The following is a 24,142-nucleotide window of genomic DNA, read 5'->3' as shown; positions in this document are numbered from 1 at the left end:
GACTGGTTTTTTTATTCTTTTTAAGCGCAGCACACCCCACAATTTGCAGGCTCAATAGTGCTGCAAAAGAAATAGTCAGAATTCTTTGCATAAGTTAAATTGGTAAGATTGTAAGTTGAAAAGAAACGAATTTACTGATCAGCGGCCGTTATTGTAAATATTTTTGGATGAACGGTGTTGCTCGACTGTACGATGTACGAATTGTGAAGTGCGATCGTATATCGTACATCGTATATCTCACATCATACATTATCTTTGCCACCCTTAAAACAGTAAGATGACCAGTAGCGAAATACGACAAACATTTCTTGATTTTTTTAAAAGCAAAAAGCACCAAATCGTACCATCTGCGCCTATCGTAGTGAAAAATGATCCGACCCTGATGTTTACCAATGCAGGCATGAATCAGTTTAAAGACTTTTTTCTTGGTAATAAAAAAGTGAAAACCCGCGTGTTACAGATACGCAAAAATGTCTTCGTGTTAGCGGTAAACACAACGATTTGGAAGAAGTGGGCGTAGACACTTATCATCATACCATGTTCGAAATGCTGGGCAACTGGAGTTTTGGAGATTATTTTAAACCTGAAGCAATAGCGTGGAGTTGGGAACTGCTGACTGCTGTTTACAAAATTGATAAAGACAAAATTTATGTAACCGTTTTTGAAGGTGATGAAAAAGAAGGCTTGCCTTTTGATCAGGAAGCTTATGATGAATGGTCAAAATGGATCACACCGGAACGCATCTTAAAAGGTAATAAAAAAGATAATTTTTGGGAAATGGGCGACACAGGGCCGTGCGGGCCTTGCAGCGAGATACATGTGGATTGTCGCGCCGATGAAGAAAGGAAGAATGTTGATGGTAAAACATTGGTAAATGCGGATCATCCGCAGGTGATTGAAATATGGAATAATGTATTTATTCAGTTCAATAGAAAAAAGATGGCAGCCTGGAACCCTTGCCTGCAAAGCATGTGGATACAGGAATGGGTTTTGAAAGACTGGTTCGGGTATTACAAAACAAGACCAGCAACTATGATACAGATGTTTTTACCGGAACCATTGCGGAAATAGAAAAGATTGCTGGAAGGAAATACGATTTTAGTGACAGCAAGCAGGCTGTGGCTTTTAGAGTGTTGTCAGATCATATTCGCGCTATCAGCTTTACCATCGCCGATGGGCAGCTACCGTCTAATACTGGCGCAGGTTACGTCATTCGCCGAATTCTGCGCCGCGCTGTTCGTTATTATTATTCTTATTTAGATTATAAGCAACCATTATTGCATCAATTGGTAGCAGTTATTGCAACGCAATTTGAAAAAGTTTTTCCCGAACTGAAACAACAGGAAGCCTTTGTTACTAAAGTCATCAAAGAAGAAGAGGATTCTTTTTTAAGAACATTAGGAAAGGGCATAGATCGCTTTAGCGAGTATATAAACGTTTCTCAAAAGCAAAGAGATAAAAATGTGGAAAAGGTTTGGGTTGCAGGAGGTGAATCTGATATTCCAATTGAGCCAGCCGAAAATGGCAAGTTGCAATTTGCCGAAAAAGATTTTTACGAACCAATTCAAAAAATGTAATACCCGGAAGTTTCGTTTTTCTTTTATATGATACTTACGGGTTCCCCCAGATCTTACTGAATTGATGGCTAGAGAAATCGACTTGAGGATAGACGAAGCCGGTTTTGAAGCAGAAATGCAGCAACAAAAAAATCGTTCTCGAGCAGCAACTGCTGTTGATACGGAAGACTGGATACTTGTTACAGAAGAAGCGCCGACAACTTTTATTGGGTATGAACAATTGCAATCTATTACCCATGTAGTAAAATACCGCAAAGTAAAAGCTAAAGGAAAGGAACAATACCAGCTGGTGTTACAAACCACACCTTTTTATGCGGAAAGCGGCGGTCAGGTTGGTGATAAAGGAACGCTTCAGTTTGGAGAAGAAAAGATCATAGTTACTGATACAAAAAAGAGAATGACCTGATCATTCATTTTACAGACAAACTACCAAAAAATCCAGATGTAGAAGTATTGGCTTCAGTAAATACGGCGGATCGAAAAAATATCACTTACAACCACACCGCTACGCATTTGTTACATGCTGCTTTAAAACAGGTGTTGGGCGAACATGTCAATCAAAAAGGTTCGCTTGTTTCTCCGGATGTATTAAGGTTTGACGTATCACATTTTGCAAAAATTACTGATGAGGAAATGAAGCAGGTAGAAAGAATTGTGAACGAAAAAATTCGAGAGAATATTCCTGTACATATCAAAGAAATGCCAAAAGAGGAAGCGTTAAAGTTAGGCGCGATGGCGTTGTTCGGCGAAAAATACGGTGACTCTGTTCGTGTGGTTACTGCCGACCCTGAATTTTCTGTAGAACTGTGTGGTGGTACGCATGTTGAGCAAACAGGCAATATTGGTTTATTTATTATAACTTCTGAAAGTGCGGTTGCTGCAGGTGTTCGTCGTATAGAAGCGTTGACAGGCCCTTCTGCATTTGATTTTGTTACCGGAAAATTAAATGAGTACAAACAGGTAAATGAATTATTAAAAACTAAAGAGCCACTTAAAGCCATAGAAAAGCTTTCGACTGAAAAAGCTACTTTGGAAAAACGTGTAGAAAGGCTGGAGGCTAAAGAACTGGCGGGTATCCGCAATGAATTATTGAAAAAGATGAGATCATTAATCAAGTCAATTTCATTGGAGATGTGGTAGAAGTCAGCAATGCTGATGCGTTAAAAAAACTTTGTGCGGATCTAAAGAATCACTTCTCCTCACCCGCCGGGGGAGGCCGGGAGGGGGCCGATTTCGTTGTTGTGCTTTGTGCTAATATTGGAGGCAAGCCTTTCGTGGCTGTTAGCCTGGCAGAAAATGTTGTGGCCGCAAAAAACCTGGATGCAGCCCAGATCATCAAACAACATATAGCTCCGTTGATCAAAGGCGGCGGCGGCGGGCAAAAAACCCTTGCAACTGCTGGCGGACAGGATGCCAGCAATTTACAAAAAGTGATCGATGCAGTAAGAGCGATGCTGTAAGAATTCAATACTTAAATATTTAAAATCCTTGCGGTAATTATACTGTAAGGATTTTTTAGGCTTAAAAATTGTAAATAAGATAAAAAGCAATATTATGCCCGAAGGTCCTTCCATACTATTACTTAAAAAAGAACTCCAACCTTTTATAGGCAAAGTTGTGAAAAAGGCGGGTGGCTATGGCAAGATGCCTGCAAAATGGATGGAAGGCAAAAAGCTCAAGGATATTCAGACACATGGAAAGCATTTGTATTTGATCTTTTTAAATGGCTTTGTGCAATTGCACCTCGGCCTTTTTGGAGATGTACTGGTAAATGAACGTAAGAAGGTAAATCGAAAGTTTTTCCTGGAATTTGCAAAAGGCGAGATCAACGGTTATGTTGTCAGCGTAAAAAAATAGACAAAACCGATGAACCGCTTTTCGATCCACGTACGGATATTTTAAGTCCTGACTTTAGCGCCGCGTATGTAAAAAAGCTTTTGAAAAATAAGCCAGATAAGGACATCGGAGATTTGCTCATGGATCAGCAAATATTCGCTGGTGTTGGTAATAAAATTCGGGTGGAAGCTTTATACAGGGCAGGCGTACATCCATTCAGTAAGGTAGCAAAAATTCCTCCGACAGCTTTAGCCAAATTGATTACCGCTGTTCGTAGATATGCAAAAAGTTTTATAAAAATCTTGAAAAAACCGGACACAATAATGATTTTAAAGCTTATCAAAAAGATCACGATGATGACGGCAATGAAATAACTACAAAATATCTTTCTAAAACAAAACGTAAGATATATTTTAGCGAACGTAAGCAAAAGCGTTATTATTAAATACTAATAGTTTAGTATCTTAACCTATGTCTTTTTTCGAATAATACCAGATAAACACGATGTGCTGCAGGATCATAATATTCCTGAAGAACAATACACATTGCGAAGAAAGATCTATATTATTATTTTTCAAAGCAATACCGGCGCAGGAAGAGCATTTGATATAAGCCTTATCATCATTATTCTGCTTAATATCATATTGTTGATCCTTGAAAGCGTTGAACCCATTGCCATCGCTTTTGATAAAATATTCAACATACTTGATTATTTCTTCATGGTGGTGTTCACTATCGAATACTTGTTGCGACTTTACTGTGTGCGCGAAGCAAAGCGGTATGCTAAAAGTTTTTACGGAGTAATCGATCTGTTGGCTATTATACCTTCTTACGCAGAATTTTTCCTGCCCAACTGGCACATGCTCATGGTTATACGCTCTTTCCGCTTGCTACGTGTGTTCAGAATATTCCGAATGGTGCGCTTCTTAGACGAAAGCCGCTATATGTTATTGTCGTTGTTGCGCAGCTTTAACAAAATATTGGTGTTTCTGTTTTTTATTATATTGCTTACCGTTTTTTTAGGCTCGGTAATGTATGTGTTAGAGTATGAGCATAATCCGGGTTTTCATAGCATACCGCAAAGTATTTACTGGGCCATTGTAACCATTACTACAGTTGGTTACGGCGATGTGGCTCCAATGACAGCACTGGGCAAAATCATCGCATCGTTTATTATGATTCTTGGTTACGCCATCATTGCAGTACCAACCGGTATTATGTCTGCATCGCTGGTAAGGCAATATAAGGATATGGATAATGATGACAGAGTTTGTGAAAACTGCGATAATAAAAACCATGCAGAAGATGCGTTGTTTTGTAAAAATTGTGGCGAAGCGCTTGATACAAAACCTGCAAAAAAGTAAATTTATTTTTTTGCCAGCAGTTGAATACTATTCATCTTCCTTGCCACGCTCGCTTGTGCTATACTGCAAATGGCATCCTATATATTCTACGCAATTGCACATCCGTTATAGATAGGCAATATCAGTTTTCAATCAACAAAGCTTTTGCTCTTACCGGCCTGAAAGGCGTGTACTTCTTGTTTTTTTGCTCTTCTAATCTGTCGGTAAATAAAGTGCCAAACAAATGATCGGTTTCATGCTGAAAGATAATAGCTGAAAAATCTTCCAGCATTTCCAAATGTTGTGTTCCCTGTATATCAGTATAGGAAATCATTATTGAAAAATTTCGGATCACATCTCCGCTGCCTTCAAACGAAAGATCTCCTTCTGGTCCCTGGCATAAAATGGAAGACCTCCAAACAATTTTAGGATTAATATAAAATTCAAATGGCTGACCAGGTTTATCGAAGCGTTGCACCCAAATAAGATTACGGTTAATGCCCACCTGCGGCGCCGCAATACCCACGCCTCTGCGGCTACTATCCAGTACCGATTTCAACATTCGCCTTTTTAAAATTGGAAGTAAGGCATCATTAAACGAAATGTCTTTTGACACGGCTTTAAGCGCTTTCGCTCCCGCCGGTTCCGTAAGTGGTATCACACGTAACATAGTATTTGTGTCGCCACCAAGAATGATTTTCTTTTCTGCGTCAGTAAAACTTTGAGCGTTTATATTTATCATTACTAGCATTAGTATCAGACAAAAAATTATTCGCATATATTTATTTTTCGTTCTCATTTTTCAATTTTGCTAAGTATAGAGCAAGCATCCAAATGCTGCACAGCATAAAAAATGTTACTAAAGACCACAACAACTTATTACCATTTCTATTACTAAATGAGGTTGTTTTCATTGAAAAAAATACTGGTCGATATGGTACTTCTATACTTGATGCGTATATCGCTCTTTCATAAACATCGAATAAATCTACATTTCCTATGCGTTCCAAATAGTTAATATTATTTAGTTGAAGTGTATCAAAATTTGAAATACTTCCCTTTTTAAAATCCTCAAATATTTGCTGCTTTTCTTCAAAGCTTTTTCTGTTACTAATATTCTTTTGATATTTATGTACTAACCAATAACTACAACTACGTTGAACCATTGTGTCACCGACTGCTTCAAATATAGGTACGGCTATTACTGCATACATTGTGTATGTTCGATTTCGTTTCCCTGAAACTTTGGTATAATAGTTTACACCTTTAAATTCTCTGCCTATAAAATAATTCTTCGTGCTATAATATTTTGTAACAGGTTTATTAGGATATTCTTTAATGGAGGTCAGCTCTGTTAGTACTCCAGTAGCAGTTTCAATATAATATTGCACTACTATTGTTGATATTGCAATCATGAAGGCCGCTAAACCCATCAGCCTAAATACGGTATCCTTCTTTTTGAAAGAAAGTTTTTTAAGTTTCGGCTTTAACCATATATATATTGGTATCCATACAAGCAAAAAAGGAATCCAATAACCGAAAATAATTTCTTTTACAGGAATCAAGTAATATTTAAGATAAAGCAGCCAGTGTAAAAAGCTATATCCCAAAATATAGGATATGGCAATAAATAAAAAAGGCTTACCTGCAATTTCAAACTTCTCTTTAAAGACATTCATTTATGAGGCGGTTTTGAATATGCACTAATGCGCTTCCAGCCAATTCTCCCCCTCGCCGCACTCAGCAATAACGGGCACGCCAAAAGGAAGCGGCAGCGCGGCTTCCATGTTTTCTAATATCAAGGGCTTTAATTCTTTTACTTCTTCACGCACCGTGTCAAATATCAATTCATCATGCACCTGCAATATCATTTTACTTTTCATGCCAGCTTTCTTCATAGCACTATGTACTTTTTGCATTGCCAGTTTGATCATATCTGCGGCAGTGCCCTGTATAGGGAGTTGATAGCATTTCGCTCGGCAAAACCGCGCACCGTAAAGTTGCCGGAATTGATATCTTTCAACCAGCGCTTACGGCCCATCAGCGTTTGCACATAACCATTTTCGCGTGCAAAATTGATCGTGTCATCCATATAACGCTGAATGCCGCTAAATTCTTTTTTATAACTATCAATGATAGCTTTGGCTTCAGTTCTTGAAATACCTAAATTATCGGCAAGGCCGAAAGCTCCTTGTCCGTAAATAATACCGAAGTTGACACTCTTGGCTTTATAACGCATCTCTTTAGTTACTTCCTCAGGTGATACATTGAACACCTGTGCGGCCGTTGCCGTATGAATATCGATGCCGCTCTTAAAAGCTTTTACCATATTTTCATCTCCGCTTATGCCGGCAACAATGCGTAGTTCTATTTGCGAGTAATCGGCTGAAAGTAGCACGTGGCCTGCGTCACGCGGAATAAATGCTTTACGGATTTCTTTGCCACGATCGGTTCTAACTGGAATATTTTGCAGGTTGGGATTATTGCTCGCCAATCTTCCCGTTACAGCAACCGCTTGTCCATAAGTAGTATGCACACGCCCGGTTTTTGGATTGATCAGCTGCGGCAGTGAATCAACATAAGTAGATTTTAGTTTAGTCAATTCTCTAAAGGTGAGTATTTCCTCAGCAATACCATGTCCTTTGGTAGCCAGCTTTTGTAATACATCTTCACCCGTTTGATATTGGCCGGTTTTAGTTTTTTTAGCTGATGGATCTAACTTCAGTTTATCAAACAATACTTCTCCCAACTGTTTCGGTGATGCAAGGTTGAAACGCACACCGGCAATTTCAAATACCTTTTTCTCTGCTTCAATTGCATCTTTTTCTAAATCTTTAGAATAAGCGTTTAAAAAACCTTCATCCACACGTACTCCTTCAAATTCCATGTCGGTAAGTACGCGCAGCAGCGGATTTTCCACTTCATCAAATACACGCTGCACTTCTTTTTTAGCAAGCATGGGCGTAAATACTTCTTTCAACTGTAAGGTTATATCAGCATCTTCCGCGGCGTAATCGGTTATCTTTTCCAACTCCACATCGCGCATCGTTCCCTGGGTTTTCCCTTTCTTTCCAATCAGTTCATCAATAGGTATCGGCTCGTAACCTAAATATTTTGCGCTAAGCTGATCCATGCTGCGTTTTCCGTCAGGTTCAATTACGTAATGCGCCAGCATAGTATCGAATAACTTTCCTTTAAATTCCACCTCATACCATTTCATCACCAGCAAATCATATTTCAGGTTTTGCCCGATCCATGTTTTAGTATCATCTTCAAAAAGAGGCTTAAATGCAGCAAGAACATTGTCCGTTTCGGCTCTGTCTGCCGAACAAGGCACCCAGTAAGCTTCGCCTGGTTTTACCGAAAAGCTCATGCCCACTAACTCTGCAAGGTTTGCATCAATATTTGTTGTTTCTGTGTCAAAACAAATTTCATCAAAAGTAGAAAGTTGTTGCACCAGGTTTGCCACAGCTTCGGCGTCAGTAACAGCTATATATTCGTGTGGCACATCGCTCAATTTTTTTAATGTTGAAAATGTTGGCGTGTCATCATTTTCAATTACAGGAGCAGCTGTGCTGTCTTCTTCTCCGCCAATTACGTTGCCAAACAAATCAATTTGAAGGCTTTTGCCTGTTGCTTTCTTATCTGTGGCAGAAGCAGCGCCAGCAGCGGCTTCCACTTCTTCACCCAGTAACCTTTTACCAAGCGTTCTGAATTCCAACTCGCCAAAAATTTCTTTCAAGGCGTCTTTATTCCATTCCTTCACTTTAAATTCTTCTTCATGAAACTCAACAGGAACATCAGTAATAATTGTAGCCAGCTTTTTAGACAGTATGGCCAGGTCTTTTCCCTCCACTACTTTTTTACCCAAGGCTCCTTTTATGTTTTCGGCATTAGCAACAACATTTTCCAATGTTTCATATTCGGCCAATAATTTGGCCGCCGTCTTTTCGCCAACACCTGCAATGCCCGGAATATTATCCACTGCGTCACCCATCAATCCAAGCACATCAATTACCTGCGACACATTTTTGATGTTCCATTTAGCGCACACTTCTTCCGGCCCCATTATTTCCACATCGCCTCCCTGATAACCGGGTTTATATATTTTTATTTTTTCAGAGACTAACTGCCCATAATCCTTATCTGGCGTTACCATAAAAACATCATATCCTTCCGCTGCTGCTTTTTTAGCTAAAGTTCCTATCACATCATCGGCTTCAAAACCATCGGTTTCCACACATGGAATATTAAAACCTTTAATAATTCGTTTAATATCAGGAACAGCAATTAGAATATCTTCGGGCGTTTCCTGACGATTGGCTTTATATGCTGCATAATCTGTATGACGCTCAGTAGGCGCATGCGTATCAAAACAAACCGCCATGTGAGTGGGCTTTTGCTTATTCAGCAACTCCACTAATGTATTGGTAAACCCAAACTGGGCATTGGTGTTTTTATTTTTACTGGTAATACGCGGACTTCGTATCAAGGCGTAATAAGCGCGAAACACCAGCGCATAAGCATCTAACAGAAACAACTTCTTTTCCATAAACGCTAAGGTAAGCGTTAATAAAAAATGAAAAATAAAAAATGCTGAATATTGAAGAAGCGGTGATTAATTCACCAAAAATCCCAACCCTACTTTATTAATGATTTTCTTAGCGAAGCCGGTAATTTTTGGAATGGTTTTACCTGCATTAATGCGCCGTACGTACATCAACTTATAATTATCATTATAATTGAGGTAGCGGCCATCCGTTTCAGTTGCTTTAAAAAACAGACGGTTAGAGATATATGAAGCAGCTATTCCATTTGTCAGCATTATAGCCAATGGCACCCTTCGCTTTTATGTTAGGATTGAATCTCCAGTTTATATCCAGGTCATTACTGGTGTTCCATTCTTTAATGTAGCTTACATCAGCATTAAAGGATGCCATCGCAGTTATAAAAAAATGTTCTTTAGCAACGAAAGTGTAGCCATAGCCTATGCCGGGCCCGAAAGTTATAAAGTTTATTTTCGAAACATCAGAATGAGGATAGCTGTCTGCTAGCAATGATGGTATAAAAGCGCTGTCTGCTTTTGCCGATCCGTAAAAAACTCACCGCCATATAGTATTGACCCTGCGGACTTCTTCTGCCTCGCATCAAGTAGAAACGGGGCCTGTGCTGTAAACTTTCGGCTCTTATCAATAAGCGTTACGGTTGTTCCGTACAGCCTTGTTTCAATATCAGGCCGTATATAAAAATTGCCATTATTAAAAACAGAAAAATTATCCGCATCCGCGTACAAGCCTTTATACTTTTGAAAATAAATATCCGCCAAAATTTTTCGACCCGTAATAGCCAATTGCAAATTCAGCTGTTTGGTTTTACCTTTTTCTTTTGAATAAAGGGGGTCAATAGTGCCAACGCCAAAGGTTCCGGCCAGCGTTAAAAAATCGTGGCCGCCCGAAAAGCCAAATCTTCCGGGGCTGTTGCTTTGGTATCTGAACGAATGTGCAGCATCGGGCGCATTCATTTTAAAGGCAGTATTCTTTTTTACCAACTGCGTTCCGAGGGTTAGCTTATCCCGGTAAGAAATATAATAGCTGGTATCATACCGCTCTGCCTGGTATTGGGCATTAAGCTCATGAACCCATAAAAAAAGGATAAAGCCGCGATTAATTTTTTCATACGAATATTACTCACAAAATACAATAAATAAACATGTGTATACCAATTTTTATAACAGCAGCAGAATATGTGGCATCGGTGTTGTGTCACTCCCTTGTACTGATGAATATATCTCAACAATGTACGATGTACGAGCCAATGTTGCTTTAGTTAAAATTGCCCATCTGTGCTACTACAGTTGAAGAGTGCGACGCAACGAAGCTGCCACATATTCTTCAGCCGGGCCAATAAAAATCGGTGATTAACTAAAGCAACATTGATGTACGTACATTCGACATACACTGTACATCACACATCGTACATCAAAAAATCCTACATTGCAATATGCTTTTCGATAGAAAAAATCTTTCCAATACGCAATTGCTTCAAATGTACCGAAGCCTTATTTACCCCAGGCTTATCGAAGAAAAAATGCTGGTACTTTTAAGGCAGGGCAAAATAAGCAAATGGTTCAGTGGTATTGGACAGGAAGCGATTGCCGTTGGAGCAACTTTAGCGCTTCAGCAAGATGAATGGATCATGCCTTTGCATAGAAATTTAGGCGTGTTTACTGCGCGCAACATGCCTTTACATCAATTGTTTAATCAGTGGCAGGGTAATAAAAATGGATACAGCAAAGGGCGCGAACGTAGTTTTCATTTTGGAAGCCAAGAGCATCATATATGCGGAATGATATCTCATTTAGGTCCTCAATTGGCCATTGCAGATGGGGTGGCTCTTGCATACAAACTTCAACAAAAAAATAAAGTGTCGCTTGCTTTTACCGGCGAAGGCGGCACCAGTGAAGGAGATTTTCATGAGGCATTAAACATCGCTGCCGTTTGGGATTTGCCGGTTATTTTTTTGATAGAAAATAATGGCTACGCGCTTAGTACACCTGTAAAGCAACAGTATCGTTGCATTAATCTTGCCGATAAAGCAAAAGGTTATGGCATGGACGCCGTTACTATAGACGGGAATAATATTTTGTCGGTATATGAAACTGTTAAAGGTGTGAGGGAGCACTGTATAAAAAATCAAAAACCATACTTGATTGAATGTACAACATTTAGGATGCGCGGACATGAGGAAGCAAGCGGAACAAAGTATGTACCTCAGGAATTGTTTGCTCTTTGGGAAAGGAAAGACCCGATAAAAAACTTTGAAGTATATCTGCAAGATCAAAATGTTATTGACGAGGAAGGTATTGGGGCTATTCGCGATAGCATAAAAAAGAATATAGAAGAAGAACTTGCTTTGGCCGACATAAAAGCGGCTCCCATATCGATTAGCTCTTCAATGGAAATAGCTGATGTTTATGCAGCGCACGAACAAAGTGAGTTACTCCTGAATGTTGATGAAAACAATGTATCTGAAAAGCGGTTCATCGAAGCGATAAAAGAAGGCCTGCATCAATCTTTAAAGGAAGATGAAAATGTAATATTGATGGGCCAGGATATTGCAGCATATGGCGGCGCTTTTAAAGTTACGGAAGGTTTTGTTGAGGCGTTTGGAAAAGAAAGAATCAGAAACACGCCTATATGCGAAAGCGCTGTAATAGGCGCTGCGCTTGGCCTTTCACTAGAAGGTTACAAAGCAGTTGTTGAAATGCAGTTTGCCGATTTTGCAACGATGGCATTCAACCAAATTGTAAACAACCTGGCTAAAATTCATTATCGCTGGGGACAAAGCGCCCAGGTTGTAATAAGAATGCCAACCGGCGGTGGCGTTGGCGCAGGCCCGTTTCATAGCCAGAGCAACGAAGCCTGGTTTGCACATGTGCCGGGTTTGAAAATTGTGTACCCATCTACACCGCGCGATGCAAAAGGCTTATTGATTGCGGCGATCAATGATCCCAACCCAGTTTTATTTTTTGAACATAAGGCGCTATACAGAAGTATATCGGGCCCTGTTCCGAACGATATGTATGAAGTAGAGATCGGCAAGGCAAGCATTGTTCAGACTGGAGAAGACCTATTAATTATTACTTACGGGATGGGTGTAATTTGGGCAGCCGATTACGCATCTGAACATCCGGAAATTTCTATAGCCATTCTTGATCTTAGAACTTTGTTGCCGTTAGATTATGAGACAATTGAAAAAATGGTTGAAAAAACGGGCCGCGTTTTAGTGTTGCATGAAGATACTTTAACCGGTGGTGTTGGTGCTGAAATAGCAGCGTGGGTCAACGAGCATTGCTTTAACATGCTGGATGCGCCGGTTATGCGCTGTGCGTCGCTCGATACACCGATCCCTTTTAATAAAGAACTAGAGGCTAACTTTATGGCAAGAGGTAGATTGCATGAGACGATTCAGCAGCTTTTAAACTTTTAAAAATAAAAACCGTCATTCACATTTTTTACTATGGACTACGAACTTTTAATACAAAGCATTTCAAATCGCGTTCCTATTAACGATAATGAAAAGAAACTCATTACTGCGTTGCTTAAAACCAGGAAGCTTAAAAAGAAGAATTTTTTGCATCAGGAAGGAGATATACAACAACATGTGGCATTTGTAAAAAGTGGTTGTTTACGTAGTTATTCTATTGATAAAAATGGAACTGAACATATACTTCAGTTTGCACCGGCGGGTTGGTGGATTGCAGACATGCAAAGTTTTTTAAATGTTACACCTTCGGGAATTAGCATAGATGCTATTGAAGACAGCGAGGCGTTTTTATTAAATCACACAGATGTGGAACAAATGTATATTGCAGTTCCGAAGATGGAGCGCTACTTTAGAATATTAGCGGAAAGATCGCTTGCCACATTTCAACAACGCCTGATAGATGCACTTAGCCTGACAGCTGCTGAGCGCTATACTAATTTTTGTAAAAGATATCCCACCCTGATACAAACACTTCCCCAAAAATACATAGCCTCGTATATTGGTATTACTCCGGAGTTTATGAGTAAAATGCTGAGCCAGCCGATGAAGAAGGGATGAGTATTTTTTTGACTAAAAATCAATAGAACTTAATAGGATCTTTGGAGTAATATCAATTAACCTATCTTAACTTTTTCACTTAACCTTGTTTATTTTATCCGGCAACACTTTGTTATAGCTTTGCTTTTAAAGGAGATCATAAAATGAAAAAGATAATTGAAACAGTAGTAAAAAGACCAGTACAACCAGGAATGGTTGGTGATGGTTTCAGGGTGTATAATTACATACCACGAGGTGGAATAACGCAACACCGTATCAGCCCATTTTTGATGTTAGATTTTGCGGCAGCGTTTAATTTTTCACCTACTGATAAGCCCCGCGGCGTAGATGTTCATCCGCATAAAGGATTTGAAACGGTAACTATTGCTTATAAAGGAAGTGTAGCACACAACGATAGCGCAGGGAATAGTGGCATTATCAATTCTGGCGATGTACAATGGATGACCGCAGGAGCCGGAGTTTTGCATAAAGAATATCACGAAGAAAAGTTTGCCGCAAAAGGTGGCTTTTTTGAAATGGTGCAACTTTGGGTCAATCTTCCTAAAAAGATAAATCTGTCGCACCTCATTATCAGGCGTTAACAAAAGATGATATAACTAAAGTGTTGTTACCTGATGAGGGAGGAGTGGTAAATGTGATAGCGGGAGATTTTAATGATAATAAAGGAGCCGCGGAAACTTATACCCCCGTTAACCTTTTCGATATAAAATTGAAAAGCGGAGCTAATGTTTCCACAAAAGTTCCTGCTACACACAACACTGCTTTACTTGTGATAGAAGGTAGTGTAAATGTAAATGGTACCAGCATTGATGAGCACAGCTTTGTGTTGTTTAAAAATGAAGGAGAAGAAATCTCAATTGAAGCAACAGCTGATAGCGTAGTATTATTATTAAGCGGAGAGCCTATCAACGAGCCCATTGCAAGCTACGGTCCCTTTGTAATGAATACCCAGGCAGAAATTTATGAAGCAATTGAAGAATTTCAAAATGGAAAGTATGGGGTTTTGAATTAGCATCCATTTTATGTTATAATTATAGCCCGTGGTTTAACCATGGGCTATTGCCATTTTAATCATGTACCTTCGTATCTCAAATGAGGCCTGATTATCCCTATAAAGTTTTTAATGACAAACGCATCAACTACGTGATGCTAATGGAAAGCCTTGCCATGATCCACCGCTAAGCCGGATCATTTCTCCACTTTTTATTTCTAATATTATTTTCTGACCTTGATGCAAGAGAAATGTTTCTTGTTACAGGCATTAAAAACTTTATAAACGTGATCAATAATAAAAAGCTCAACGACTTTTATAAAAAGCTTAGCGAAAAATCAAAAACCTTCATTGGTTATCCCTGTTCGGTCGATTATGACTACAGCGAACTCTACCCTTTTTTGCAATTTGCAATAAACAATATCGGGGATCCAACACTTCCTTCCAGTGCTGATATGAATTCACATGATTTTGAGCGGGAAGTGCTTTCTTTTTTGCGGATCTTTTTAAAGCTCCCGAAAATAACTGGTGGGGCTATGTCACCAATGGCGGATCAGAAGGTAATTTATATGCGCTTTATCTTGCCCGTGAATTATATCCTGACGGAATGGTTTATTATTCTGAAGCTACACATTATAGTGTTCAGAAAAACATAAGCCTGCTTAATATGCAAAGCATTGTTATTCGCACTAACGATAAAGGTGAAATGGATTATGAAGACTTGAAAGAAACGCTGCAGCTTCATCGCCACCAGCCAGCCATTATCTTAGCTAATATTGGTACCACGATGACAGAGGCCAAGGATGATATTGCCCAAATACAGGCAATACTAAAACGCTATGCTATAAAAAATGCTTACCTGCATTGTGATGCAGCACTTGCCGGAACCTATCTTTCCCTACTTGGCGAATCGCAGTTTGATTTTAGTCATGGTTGTGACAGTATTGCAATAAGCGGACATAAATTTATTGGAAGCCCCATTCCATGCGGAGTTATTCTGGTGAAGAAACACTATCGGGACAGGGTAGGGCGATCTATTCCTTATATCGGAACTTTCGACACCACCATCAGCGGCTCACGTAATGCTATAACGCCACTTTTTATCTGGTATGCTATCCAGAAATATGGGAAAAATGGACTATTGAAACGCGCGCAGCAAAGCCTGGAGAATGCTGACTATCTTACAAAAGAATTGAATAAAATGAGCATTGGCGCCTGGCGAAATGAGCATGCGATAACTGTTGTATTACCACGACCTTCTCAAAAAATTTGCAACAAATGGAGCCTGGCTACAGACGGCGACATAGCCCATGTGATATGTATGCCCGGTGTTACCCGCATGATGCTGGAAAACTTTGTTGCAGATATGAAAAAGAAGTGTGCGCTATTGAAACACATGAGGTCCAAACATCCTGATTTTACAGGTTAACTCCAGGGCCGTATAATGCTATTCCGGCGCGGGTTCCATTATGTTTGCTTTGATCTACAGTTAACTTTCCGTTTACTATTATGTAGTGGAAGCCTTTTGAATAAGCATGTGGCTGTTTATATGTGGCCTGGTCCTGCACTTCCTTTTCATCAAATATTACAATATCGGCAGCCATGTTTTCTTTTAATAGACCTCTGTCTTTAAATTGAAATTTTTGTGCAGGAAGTGATGTCATTCTGCGAATAGCCTCTTCAAGTGACAGTACCTTTTCTTCTCTCACATATTTGCAAAACCCTTGCATTAGTGCCGTAACCACGCGGATGTGGCACGCCCTGGTTAAAAATGCGAATCGAAGCATCACTGGCAAACATATTAAAAGGATAGCGCATGATGTATTTCACATCTTCATCTCCCATGCCATGAAATACCGCGCTCGCTCCACCTTTCATCATAATATCAATAATGGTTTGAGCTTCTTCTTTTGCCTTGTGCCTGCGGCCCATCATCAGGTTAATTTCTTCAATACTTTTTCCGTTGAAAGAACTGTCTGGCCGAAAGCTCGCCACAACTGCATAACTAAAATGTTTTAACTTTCTCTTTTTCAATCGAGCAAGCATCTCCTTTATTACTCTTTTTTTATGTCGGAATTTGTTAGTCGGGCGATGATACTATCTTGCCCGTCAGCCAATATTTCATCAGGTAGCAAAGTGCTTATAGATGTGCTGCTGGCAGTATAGGGATATTGATCGATCGTTATGTCAAGTCCTTGTTGGCGCGCATTATCAACCATGGCAACAGTCTCTCTGCTGCGTCCCCAATTTTGCTGACCGCTTAATTTAAAATGTGATATTTCAACGGGTATGCTGGCTTCGCGCGCAATGGTTATAGCTTCATTAATAGCGTCAGTAACCTTATCTCCTTCATCCCGCATGTGCGATGCATAAACGCCATTATATTTAGACGCAGTTTTTGCCAAGGCGACAATTTCCGTTGTGTTGCTATAAGTACCGGGAATATATATCAATCCTGTAGAAAGCCCTACTGCGCCTCCTTTCATGGCATTTTCTACCAGTGTCTGCATTTGTAAAAGTTCGGCAGATGTAGCATCTCTGTTGGCCCGGCCCATCACTGATCTGCGCACATCATTATGCCCGATGAGCGAAGCAACATTTACTGATAATTTTAAGGAATCGATCCATTTTAAATAATTACTTATGTTCACATTCGATGAACCACAATTACCTGCCACGACAGTTGTAACGCCGTCATAAATAAAATTATCTGCAGTAGGATTTTTTGCTTCATCTCCTTCAATATGCGTATGCACATCGATAAAGCCAGGCGCTACTATTAATCCGCTGGCGTTTATAGTATTTGTAGAAGTATAACGAAGAAACTTTCCTAAGGCTGCTATTTTCCCATCTTTTATGGCCACATCACCATAATACCAGTTATTGCCACTGCCATCGATGATTTTTCCATTTTGAATTAATATATCGCAGGTTTTTTGGGCACTGCAGAAGGAAGATATAAGGAGCAGCAAAAATGCAGTTGATTTTAAATTGCGCATACCGCAATTTACACATTATCTTATTTAATTTTTATTGGTCGAACCTTCTGTAGATCACAGAGTCGTCGCTGGTAGCGCCTTGCAGCCAAATCGGGCTTGGCATTAATCCGCTTTTAAAGCGGTCGTAAGAATCCTTTACATATTTATGAAAAGTATAATCATTTGCTGTAGAAGCAAATAAAAAGGAAGGTTGATAAAGAATTATAAACTGGCTGATTGTACTATCGTTATCTACCTGCGTTATACGACGTATAAGCGCTTTATTAAAACGATGCCTGATAAAAGCATCCTGCTCCTCTGTTATCAATCGGTTTTGAAAAGCAGCCATTCGTTTATTTTTTCTAAACTGAAAAGATTCGATAATAGAAGTAAGGTCAAAACCAACAGTACCATCGTTTAACGAACTCACCTTTAAGCCTGGTTTTTCATAATTAAAAACCTTGGCATAATCGCGCCTGTTTTGAATAGAATCCTGCTTGTAATCTCTAACCCTGGCTTTTACTCCGGGCAAAAGTTCAACAAAAGTTTGCAGAGAAATATTGAAAGCATAAGGAGTTTTAATACTACTAACCAGAAATTTCCGCGTGGGTTTGTTAAGGTAACTGAACCAAATCGAATCAGTTTCTGCCACGCGTATGCTGTAATCCCCACGGGCATCGGTTAAAGTTCCGCTACCATTGGATGCCAGAACGGAAACGGCTTGCACCGGATATGTGCCCGAACTGTCAAAAACGGTTCCCTTCACTGTTATTTGAGCATGAGACTCCTGCAGCAAAATGCCGGCAACAAAAAATAATATTAAAACAATTCTTTTCAAATTAGTTATCAGGACGGCAAAACAACCAAAGAAATTGCAAATGCTTTGATAAAGTTGGGAGAAAGTGAGTAGGAAATAGGTAGTGGCAAGTAGGTATTACCCCACTCGCTAATTTTTCCTACTAATTACTTGCTATTTCCTACTAGCCATTCTTCAATCACTCTTGGAAAATGTTCATGCTCCAGTTGGTGTATCTTTTGAGCAAGACTATCTGGTGTGTCGCCGGTTACAATATCGCAGGTAGCCTGAAAAATAATATCTCCATGGTCGTAATGTTCATCTACATAATGTATGCTAATGCCACTCTGTTTTTCCTTGTTAGTAATAACCGCTTCATGCACAAACGAGCCGTACATGCCTTTTCCCCCATAATTGGGTAAAAGCGCCGGATGTATATTGATGATTTTGCGTGGGTAAGCGTCAATTAAAGGTTGCGGTATTTTCCATAAAAAACCGGCAAGAATAATAAAATCTATCCTTTTTTCATGTAAAAAATCAGTATATCCATCTTTTTTATATTGTTCTCTTTCAATTATAAAAGAATCTATATTTTCCTTTGTTGCTATGTTTAACACACCCGCATTAGGTTTGTTACAACCAATAAGTGCCACTTCAGCTAAAGGGCTATTTTTAAAATGATCGATAATTTTTTGTGCATTACTGCCCGCACCGCTGGCAAAAATGGCTAATCTGGTTTTCATCCCTATATATTAATTTTAACTTTTTGGAAAGATTCTGCAAATATGCCCCTTTGATAAACAAATGCTTCGTTTAATAATTAGCTTAACTTAAGACAGACAAAAATGTAAGTAAAATCAAACTACCGTTTCTACCTGTTATTTTTTTAAGCAGTTGCCCCAAATATTTTTTAAAGAAACGAAATTGACCAAATACGATACTTACTCCAAGAACCATAAACGGCCAAATAAGTGTTACTACCAATATATATACTATAATATATAATGCTCTGTTTGCAATCGCCGCCTGTGATAAAAGAAATCTGCCTGCATAACCGCTCAGGCTACCTCCAATAGCAAATGTGCAGAGGATCAAAAACAATTGGAAAGGGCCAACGCCCCATTTTTGCTTTAAGCGGTTTAACATGATTGATTGCTGCAAAATAAAACACATTTTCTGAATAAGCTAAAATGGGCTAATTTGATCGTGTTAAGCATAGATATTCACATCAATTCAGGGGTATTTTAGATGACTTTTTAATGACAAACAAAATTTGAAGTTCAAAAAAAGATCAAAAAATCGGCTGAAATGCAGTCTGGCAGCGGCTTTAAAAAATTTATAAATTGTTGCTGTAATGTTAACGGCGCACCTTATTTTTGCAGTCGTTCAGAGGTTTTTATCCACATTTTAGATTTTATGCGTTTTATGAACAATCATAAGTATTTATTGAACCAACTAACCTTACTTATAATAGCGCTGCTTTTTTCCTTTGCCCCCGTTTTTGCGCAAGATGCCAACGTTAATGAAGGGAAGACTTTATTCGTTGGAAAGTGTCAAAGTTGTCACGCTCCTGATATGAAGTCTAACAGCACAGGACCCGCTTTGGGAGGTGTACAAGGCCGTTGGGAAGATCCGGCAAAATTGCATGAGTGGATAAAAAACAACGCTAAACTAATTGCTTCAGGTTACCCTAAGGCAGTAGAAGTATCGAAAATAAGCGGTACAGTAATGCAAACATTTCCTGACCTTACCGAAGAGCAGATCAATTCAATCCTGGCATATGTAGATGCAAAATTTTCAGGAAAGCTTGACGCTCCGAAAGGTGGTGGAGAAGGCGCTGCTGCTGGTGCTGAAGCTTCTAGCCAGAATAATATTATGTATGGCGTTGTGTCGCTGATCCTGGCTCTGATTGCTTTAGTGCTTATATATGTAAACTTCAATCTTTCCAAAGCTTCACGTGATGCGGAAAATGTAAAATCTGCGCCTGCGCTGCCTATTTATCGTAATAAAACTTATCTGGCAATTTTCGCCATAGTATTATTTATGGTAGCAGGATATTTTAGTACCAAAGGAATGATTAATGTGAACAGGCAAGTTAATTACGAACCAGTACAACCTATATTCTATTCGCACAAAGTGCACGCAGGTATTAATCAGATCAACTGTTTATACTGCCATGGTAATGCCTGGGAAAGCAAAACAGCAACCATTCCTTCAGTGAATGTGTGTATGAACTGCCACAAAACCATTCAAAAATATGGCGGTGCTGAATTGAAAGACAAACATGGTAATGTTGTAGACGGAACAAAAGAAATTCAGAAATTATATGAATACGCAGGTTTTGATCCTGCAAATCCTGATGCATGGGATGCTTCGAAAGCGAAACCAATTGAATGGGTTAAGATCCACAACCTACCTGATCACGTTTACTTTAATCATAGTCAGCATATTAGAGTAGGTAATGTTCAGTGTCAAACATGTCACGGAGAAATTACCGGCATGGACGAAGTTCACCAGTTTGCAGAACTGAGCATGGGTTGGTGCGTTAACTGTCACAGAAATACTAAAGTGAACTTTAATACAGATTCTACAGGAGGAAATCAGTTCTACAGCATTTATGAGAAGTTTCATAGCGACATTAAGTCGGGCAAAATGGATAGCGTAACAGTGAAAGATATCGGTGGGCTGGAGTGTCAGAAATGTCATTATTAACCCCCATCCCCTGAAGGGGAGTGGTTTCGGCAGGTATGAAATTGAATTTTATTTTTTAACCAAAAATGCATAAAAGCATTTTATAAAGTCCCTTTAGGGATTTAGGGTATATGAGTAAGAAGTACTGGCAAGGTTTCGGAGAAATAAATGATCCTGAAAATTTTCAGAAGAACGTACGCGATGAGTTTCGCGATGAACTTCCTTTTGAAGATTTTGACAGTAAAGGTTTATTAGACGCAAAAGCCCCGCGCAGGGACTTTTTAAAATATCTTGGTTTTAGCACTGCCGCTGCAACGTTAGCTGCAAGCTGTAAAACAAAGGTGCGCGAAGCTATTCCTTATGCTTTTCGCCCGGAAAGTATTGTTCCAGGAGAAGCGAAATATTACGCAACTACATATGTGCAGGGTGGAGACGTGGTGCCTGTTTTAGCAAAAGTGAGAGATGGCCGTCCTATCAAAATTGAAGGTAACGATAAAGCAAGCTTCACAAACGGAGGTACTTCTGCAGCGGTTCAGGCTTCGGTTTTAGATTTATACGATACGCACCGCCTTCGTTTTCCTCAAAGAAAGGCTGGAGATAAATTTGAAGAAAGCACTTACGAACATTTAGATAAAACGATTGGTGCTGAATTAGCTGTAGCAGGTCAAATTGTTTTGCTTTCAAATACTATTACTTCGCCTTCTACTTTAGATATTATTTCAAAATTTCCAAAAATCCGCCTTGTTCAGTATGATACTGTTAGTTATAGCGGTATGTTACTGGCTAACGAAGCATCAGGATTTGGAAGAAGTTTACCAACTTATAAGTTTGAAAATGCTGATGTAATCATCAGTCTGGGTGCCGATTTTCTGGGAACCTGGTTAAACCCGATCGAGCAGGCTTCTGGTTATGCCAAAGGCCGTAAAATAGATGAGAAGAACCCCAAAATGAACAAGCATTATCATTTTGAAGGTCATTTAAGTATGACGGGTTCTAATGCAGATGAGCGTTTTTCGCATAGACCTTCTCAAACCGGTGCTGTTGCTTTAGCTTTATTAGCAGCAATTGGCGGAGGCGCTACAGCTCCTGCATTGGATGCAAAATTGAGCGCCGGTATTTCAAAAGCGGCTGCAGATCTTAAAGCAGCGGGCGCTCGCGGGCTGGTTGTTTGTGGCAGCAACGATGCAAATGTGCAAACTGTTGTAAACGCAATTAACGGAGCTATCGGAGCTTATGGGTCAACCATCGATTTTTCAAGAACTTCCAATACTTCAAAAGCAATTGATAAAGATTTTGCTGATTTGCTTGCGCAAATGGAAAGTGGCCAGGTTTCAGCGATCCTGATTCACGGAGCAAACCCTGCTTATGATTATTTTGACGGAGCAAGGTTTGCAAATGCACTTAAAAAGTTAAAACATCTGTATCGTTCACCGACAGAATGGACGAAACTACACAGTTGTGTAAATATATTTTACCTACACACCATTACCTGGAAAGCTGGGGAGATGCTGAACCAAAAAGCGGTATCGTAAGTTTTATTCAGCCGACTATTAATCCGTTGTTTAAAACAAGAGCTTACCAGGATACATTGTTAAAATGGAGTGGCAATGCAACAGAATACCATGATTATCATAAAGAATTCTGGACTGCAAAATTGGGTGGCGAAACTGAATTTCTTAAAGCGCTGCAGGCGGGCATTATAGAAAATGCAGGTGCTGCTGGTGGATCTTATTCGGGTGCTGCAACAGGTACTGCAGCAGTTGCGTTAGCGGCTACAACTGCAGGAGGTAAAGATGAATTAGTTATTTATAGAAATGTAGGAGTTGGAACTGGTATTGGCGCTACAAATCCCTGGTTACAGGAATTACCCGATCCGGTAACAAGAGCAACATGGGGCAACTACGCACTTATTTCTATGGCAAAAGCCAAAGAATTAGGAATAGAATTGGATGTTGATTATGAATACTATCCTGAAAAACCGGTAATTAAAATACAAAGTGGCAAAGCCAGCATTGAATTACCTATTTTGGTTATGCCAGGCATGAATGCGAACACTATTGCGGTGGCAATGGGTTATGGTCGTGCAGACTTTACGGGCCGCACAGCCGGTGGAGTAGGTGCCAATGCTTTTCCTTTCGCTTCATTTAATGGTAACACTGTAAACTTTGTAAATGCAAATGTTACAGTTACTGATGCTGGAAGAAAAGAAAAGATCGCTCAAACACAAATACATAATTCTTACGAAGGACGTGTTGAAGTATTGAGAGAAACAACATTGGGTACTTTTAAGAAAAGGCCTAATGAAATTAAAGAATGGAGAGAGCATCTTGTAGAAACTTTTGCTGCAACAAGCGGAGATTTTAGAAAAGAAGCTACTTTATATGGCGTGCATGAAGCGCCGGGACTTAAGTGGGGAATGAACGTGGACATGAACGCATGCTTTGGTTGCGGTGCATGTGTAGTGGCTTGTCACATTGAAAATAACGTGCCTGTTGTTGGTAAGAGCGAAGTACTTCGTTACCACGATATGCATTGGTTGCGCATCGATCGTTATTTCATCAGCGACGAAGAAAATCCTGATGATTTGAAAGGCGTAGTGTTTCAGCCAATGATGTGTCAGCATTGTGATAATGCTCCTTGCGAGAATGTTTGTCCGGTAGCAGCAACCAACCACAGTGAAGAAGGTATTAACCAAATGGCCTATAACCGTTGTATCGGTACAAGATATTGTGCTAATAACTGTCCGTTTAAAGTGCGTCGCTTTAACTGGCTGGATTATACTGGTGCAGATAGCTTCCCTGATAACCAGGATCAGACAGTTGTTGGTAAACTGGATCCTGTTGTATTCCAAATGAACGATCCATTATCAAGAATGGTGTTGAACCCTGATGTTACAGTACGTTCAAGAGGTGTGATGGAAAAATGTTCTTTCTGTATTCAGCGTACACAGCATGCTAAGTTGGAAGCGAAGAAAGAAAACAGGCCATTGCGCGATGGTGAAGCAAAAACTGCTTGTATGCAGGCTTGTAACGCAGATGCTATCGTGTTTGGTAATGTGAATGATAAAACCACACGTGTAAGCCAGGACAGGTTGAATAATCCTCAACGTTTGTTTTACTCGCTTGAGCAATTGCATGTATTACCTAGCGTAAGCTACCTGGCTAAAGTTAGAAACACAGATGAAATTATTGAGGGAGATGAGCATCATGAAGCAGAAGGTGGACACGGGGCAGCAGGTCACGGTGCTGAAAAACACGAGGAAAAAGCGGCAGCAGGTGCGCATCATTAACCCATCTAAATCTTCCCAAAGGGAAGGCTTTTGGGGA

23 protein-coding genes and 4 pseudogenes are annotated in these 24,142 nt (G+C 39.7%); 16 read left to right on the top strand and 11 right to left on the bottom strand.

The window, feature by feature from the left end; genetic code table 11:
- Positions 1-277 precede the first annotated feature (277 nt).
- From alaS to MKP09_RS18545, 7 genes and pseudogenes are all read left to right on the top strand, one after another.
- Positions 278-1,577 (top strand): annotated as a pseudogene (alaS, locus tag MKP09_RS28380) (alanine--tRNA ligase).
- A 64-nt stretch (positions 1,578-1,641) separates the two neighbouring features.
- Positions 1,642-1,983, top strand: a complete 342-nt coding sequence (locus MKP09_RS26595; RefSeq protein ID WP_262915634.1) for an alanine--tRNA ligase-related protein — start codon at positions 1,642-1,644, stop codon at positions 1,981-1,983.
- Positions 1,984-2,030: 47 nt separating this feature from the next.
- Positions 2,031-2,717, top strand: a complete 687-nt coding sequence (locus MKP09_RS18565) for an alanine--tRNA ligase (RefSeq protein WP_240831805.1) — start codon at positions 2,031-2,033, stop codon at positions 2,715-2,717.
- Entirely contained in the window at positions 2,711-3,037 is a 327-nt protein-coding gene (locus MKP09_RS18560; protein ID WP_240831804.1) for a DHHA1 domain-containing protein, read from the top strand. Before MKP09_RS18565 ends, MKP09_RS18560 begins: the two co-directional genes overlap by 7 nt.
- 94 nt (positions 3,038-3,131) lie before the next feature.
- Positions 3,132-3,434 (top strand): DNA-formamidopyrimidine glycosylase family protein, encoded by a 303-nt coding sequence (locus tag MKP09_RS18555; protein ID WP_240831803.1) that lies wholly within the window; start codon positions 3,132-3,134, stop codon positions 3,432-3,434.
- Positions 3,386-3,787 (top strand): Fpg/Nei family DNA glycosylase, encoded by a 402-nt coding sequence (locus MKP09_RS18550; RefSeq protein ID WP_317235443.1) that lies wholly within the window; start codon positions 3,386-3,388, stop codon positions 3,785-3,787. The genes MKP09_RS18555 and MKP09_RS18550 overlap by 49 nt, the downstream gene beginning before the upstream one ends.
- 132 nt (positions 3,788-3,919) lie before the next feature.
- The gene (locus tag MKP09_RS18545) at positions 3,920-4,777 is read left to right on the top strand and encodes an ion transporter (RefSeq protein WP_240831801.1); all 858 of its coding nucleotides are present in this window, start codon (positions 3,920-3,922) and stop codon (positions 4,775-4,777) included.
- A gap of 121 nt (positions 4,778-4,898) precedes the next feature.
- Here the strand turns inward: MKP09_RS18545 and MKP09_RS18540 are convergent, their stop codons facing one another.
- From MKP09_RS18540 to MKP09_RS28375, 5 genes and pseudogenes are all read right to left on the bottom strand, one after another.
- Positions 4,899-5,498 (bottom strand): peptide deformylase, encoded by a 600-nt coding sequence (locus tag MKP09_RS18540; protein ID WP_240831800.1) that lies wholly within the window; start codon positions 5,496-5,498, stop codon positions 4,899-4,901.
- A 40-nt stretch (positions 5,499-5,538) separates the two neighbouring features.
- A complete protein-coding gene (locus tag MKP09_RS18535; protein ID WP_240831799.1) occupies positions 5,539-6,435 on the bottom strand; it encodes a hypothetical protein in 897 nt (298 codons plus the stop codon).
- Between the two features lie 24 nt (positions 6,436-6,459).
- Positions 6,460-9,308: pseudogene (polA, locus tag MKP09_RS18530) on the bottom strand (DNA polymerase I).
- Positions 9,309-9,374: 66 nt separating this feature from the next.
- Entirely contained in the window at positions 9,375-9,596 is a 222-nt protein-coding gene (locus MKP09_RS18525) for a hypothetical protein (RefSeq protein ID WP_240831798.1), read from the bottom strand.
- Positions 9,544-10,304, bottom strand: a pseudogene (locus tag MKP09_RS28375) (DUF4421 family protein). Before MKP09_RS28375 ends, MKP09_RS18525 begins: the two are co-directional and overlap by 53 nt.
- A 452-nt stretch (positions 10,305-10,756) precedes the next feature.
- Here MKP09_RS28375 and MKP09_RS18515 point away from each other — a divergent pair.
- From MKP09_RS18515 to MKP09_RS18490, 6 genes and pseudogenes are all read left to right on the top strand, one after another.
- Positions 10,757-12,745: an alpha-ketoacid dehydrogenase subunit alpha/beta gene (locus tag MKP09_RS18515; RefSeq protein WP_240831796.1), complete on the top strand. Its 1,989-nt coding sequence runs from the start codon at positions 10,757-10,759 to the stop codon at positions 12,743-12,745.
- Between the two features lie 30 nt (positions 12,746-12,775).
- Positions 12,776-13,360, top strand: coding sequence for a Crp/Fnr family transcriptional regulator (locus MKP09_RS18510; RefSeq protein ID WP_240831795.1), 585 nt, complete (start codon positions 12,776-12,778; stop codon positions 13,358-13,360).
- A gap of 143 nt (positions 13,361-13,503) precedes the next feature.
- Entirely contained in the window at positions 13,504-13,941 is a 438-nt protein-coding gene (locus MKP09_RS18505) for a pirin family protein (protein WP_240831794.1), read from the top strand.
- 20 nt (positions 13,942-13,961) lie between these two features.
- Positions 13,962-14,372 carry a pirin family protein gene (locus MKP09_RS18500; RefSeq protein ID WP_240831793.1) on the top strand — a complete coding sequence of 137 codons (411 nt, stop codon included), beginning with the start codon at positions 13,962-13,964 and terminating at the stop codon, positions 14,370-14,372.
- Between the two features lie 266 nt (positions 14,373-14,638).
- Positions 14,639-15,007: a hypothetical protein gene (locus tag MKP09_RS18495; RefSeq protein WP_240831792.1), complete on the top strand. Its 369-nt coding sequence runs from the start codon at positions 14,639-14,641 to the stop codon at positions 15,005-15,007.
- Positions 14,902-15,780: pseudogene (locus tag MKP09_RS18490) on the top strand (histidine decarboxylase); the annotation flags it as partial. The gene MKP09_RS18495 and the pseudogene MKP09_RS18490, both read left to right, overlap by 106 nt.
- Here the strand turns inward: MKP09_RS18490 and MKP09_RS18485 are convergent.
- The 6 genes from MKP09_RS18485 to MKP09_RS18460 form a co-directional block, all read right to left on the bottom strand.
- Complete coding sequence (locus MKP09_RS18485; protein ID WP_240831791.1) at positions 15,770-16,060, bottom strand: amidohydrolase family protein; 291 nt, start codon at positions 16,058-16,060, stop codon at positions 15,770-15,772. The pseudogene MKP09_RS18490 and the gene MKP09_RS18485 sit on opposite strands and share 11 nt — an antisense overlap.
- Positions 16,032-16,385: a hypothetical protein gene (locus tag MKP09_RS18480; protein ID WP_240831790.1), complete on the bottom strand. Its 354-nt coding sequence runs from the start codon at positions 16,383-16,385 to the stop codon at positions 16,032-16,034. Before MKP09_RS18480 ends, MKP09_RS18485 begins: the two co-directional genes overlap by 29 nt.
- Positions 16,386-16,405: 20 nt before the next feature.
- Positions 16,406-17,323, bottom strand: a complete 918-nt coding sequence (locus tag MKP09_RS18475; protein ID WP_240831789.1) for an N-acyl-D-amino-acid deacylase family protein — start codon at positions 17,321-17,323, stop codon at positions 16,406-16,408.
- Between the two features lie 58 nt (positions 17,324-17,381).
- The gene (locus tag MKP09_RS18470; protein ID WP_240831788.1) at positions 17,382-18,167 is read right to left on the bottom strand and encodes a carboxypeptidase-like regulatory domain-containing protein; all 786 of its coding nucleotides are present in this window, start codon (positions 18,165-18,167) and stop codon (positions 17,382-17,384) included.
- Positions 18,168-18,292: 125 nt separating this feature from the next.
- Entirely contained in the window at positions 18,293-18,868 is a 576-nt protein-coding gene (gene purN / locus MKP09_RS18465) for a phosphoribosylglycinamide formyltransferase (protein ID WP_240831787.1), read from the bottom strand.
- Positions 18,869-18,950: 82 nt separating this feature from the next.
- Positions 18,951-19,271 (bottom strand): DUF6787 family protein, encoded by a 321-nt coding sequence (locus MKP09_RS18460; RefSeq protein WP_240831786.1) that lies wholly within the window; start codon positions 19,269-19,271, stop codon positions 18,951-18,953.
- 279 nt (positions 19,272-19,550) lie between these two features.
- On the opposite strand from MKP09_RS18460, the gene MKP09_RS18455 reads away from it, so the two are divergent.
- The 3 genes from MKP09_RS18455 (at position 19,551) to MKP09_RS18445 (ending at position 24,105) form a co-directional block, all read left to right on the top strand.
- Positions 19,551-20,837: a c-type cytochrome gene (locus tag MKP09_RS18455; RefSeq protein ID WP_240831785.1), complete on the top strand. Its 1,287-nt coding sequence runs from the start codon at positions 19,551-19,553 to the stop codon at positions 20,835-20,837.
- Between the two features lie 110 nt (positions 20,838-20,947).
- Positions 20,948-22,348 carry a TAT-variant-translocated molybdopterin oxidoreductase gene (locus MKP09_RS18450; protein WP_240831784.1) on the top strand — a complete coding sequence of 467 codons (1,401 nt, stop codon included), beginning with the start codon at positions 20,948-20,950 and terminating at the stop codon, positions 22,346-22,348.
- Positions 22,255-24,105, top strand: coding sequence for a 4Fe-4S dicluster domain-containing protein (locus MKP09_RS18445; protein WP_240831783.1), 1,851 nt, complete (start codon positions 22,255-22,257; stop codon positions 24,103-24,105). The genes MKP09_RS18450 and MKP09_RS18445 overlap by 94 nt, the downstream gene beginning before the upstream one ends.
- The last annotated feature ends 37 nt before the right edge of the window (positions 24,106-24,142 follow it).

The organism is Paraniabella ginsengisoli (genome assembly GCF_022513635.1).
Lineage (GTDB): Bacteria > Bacteroidota > Bacteroidia > Chitinophagales > Chitinophagaceae > Niabella > Niabella ginsengisoli.
Note: the sequence above shows the minus strand (reverse complement) of the source record. Positions and strands in the feature narration are given on the sequence as shown.

Excerpts from the sequence above, each read along its gene's own strand:
- MKP09_RS18515 (WP_240831796.1), top strand. The coding sequence starts at position 10,757 with ATGCTTTTCGATAGAAAAAATCTTTCCAATACGCAATTGCTTCAAATG.
- MKP09_RS18450 (WP_240831784.1), top strand. The coding sequence starts at position 20,948 with ATGAGTAAGAAGTACTGGCAAGGTTTCGGAGAAATAAATGATCCTGAA.
- MKP09_RS18540 (WP_240831800.1), bottom strand. The coding sequence starts at position 5,498 with ATGATAAATATAAACGCTCAAAGTTTTACTGACGCAGAAAAGAAAATC.
- MKP09_RS18535 (WP_240831799.1), bottom strand. The coding sequence starts at position 6,435 with ATGAATGTCTTTAAAGAGAAGTTTGAAATTGCAGGTAAGCCTTTTTTA.
- MKP09_RS18460 (WP_240831786.1), bottom strand. The coding sequence starts at position 19,271 with ATGTTAAACCGCTTAAAGCAAAAATGGGGCGTTGGCCCTTTCCAATTG.
- MKP09_RS18555 (WP_240831803.1), top strand. The coding sequence starts at position 3,132 with ATGCCCGAAGGTCCTTCCATACTATTACTTAAAAAAGAACTCCAACCT.
- MKP09_RS18505 (WP_240831794.1), top strand. The coding sequence starts at position 13,504 with ATGAAAAAGATAATTGAAACAGTAGTAAAAAGACCAGTACAACCAGGA.
- MKP09_RS18510 (WP_240831795.1), top strand. The coding sequence starts at position 12,776 with ATGGACTACGAACTTTTAATACAAAGCATTTCAAATCGCGTTCCTATT.
- MKP09_RS18445 (WP_240831783.1), top strand. The coding sequence starts at position 22,255 with ATGGACGAAACTACACAGTTGTGTAAATATATTTTACCTACACACCAT.
- MKP09_RS18455 (WP_240831785.1), top strand. The coding sequence starts at position 19,551 with ATGAACAATCATAAGTATTTATTGAACCAACTAACCTTACTTATAATA.
- MKP09_RS26595 (WP_262915634.1), top strand. The coding sequence starts at position 1,642 with ATGGCTAGAGAAATCGACTTGAGGATAGACGAAGCCGGTTTTGAAGCA.
- purN (WP_240831787.1), bottom strand. The coding sequence starts at position 18,868 with ATGAAAACCAGATTAGCCATTTTTGCCAGCGGTGCGGGCAGTAATGCA.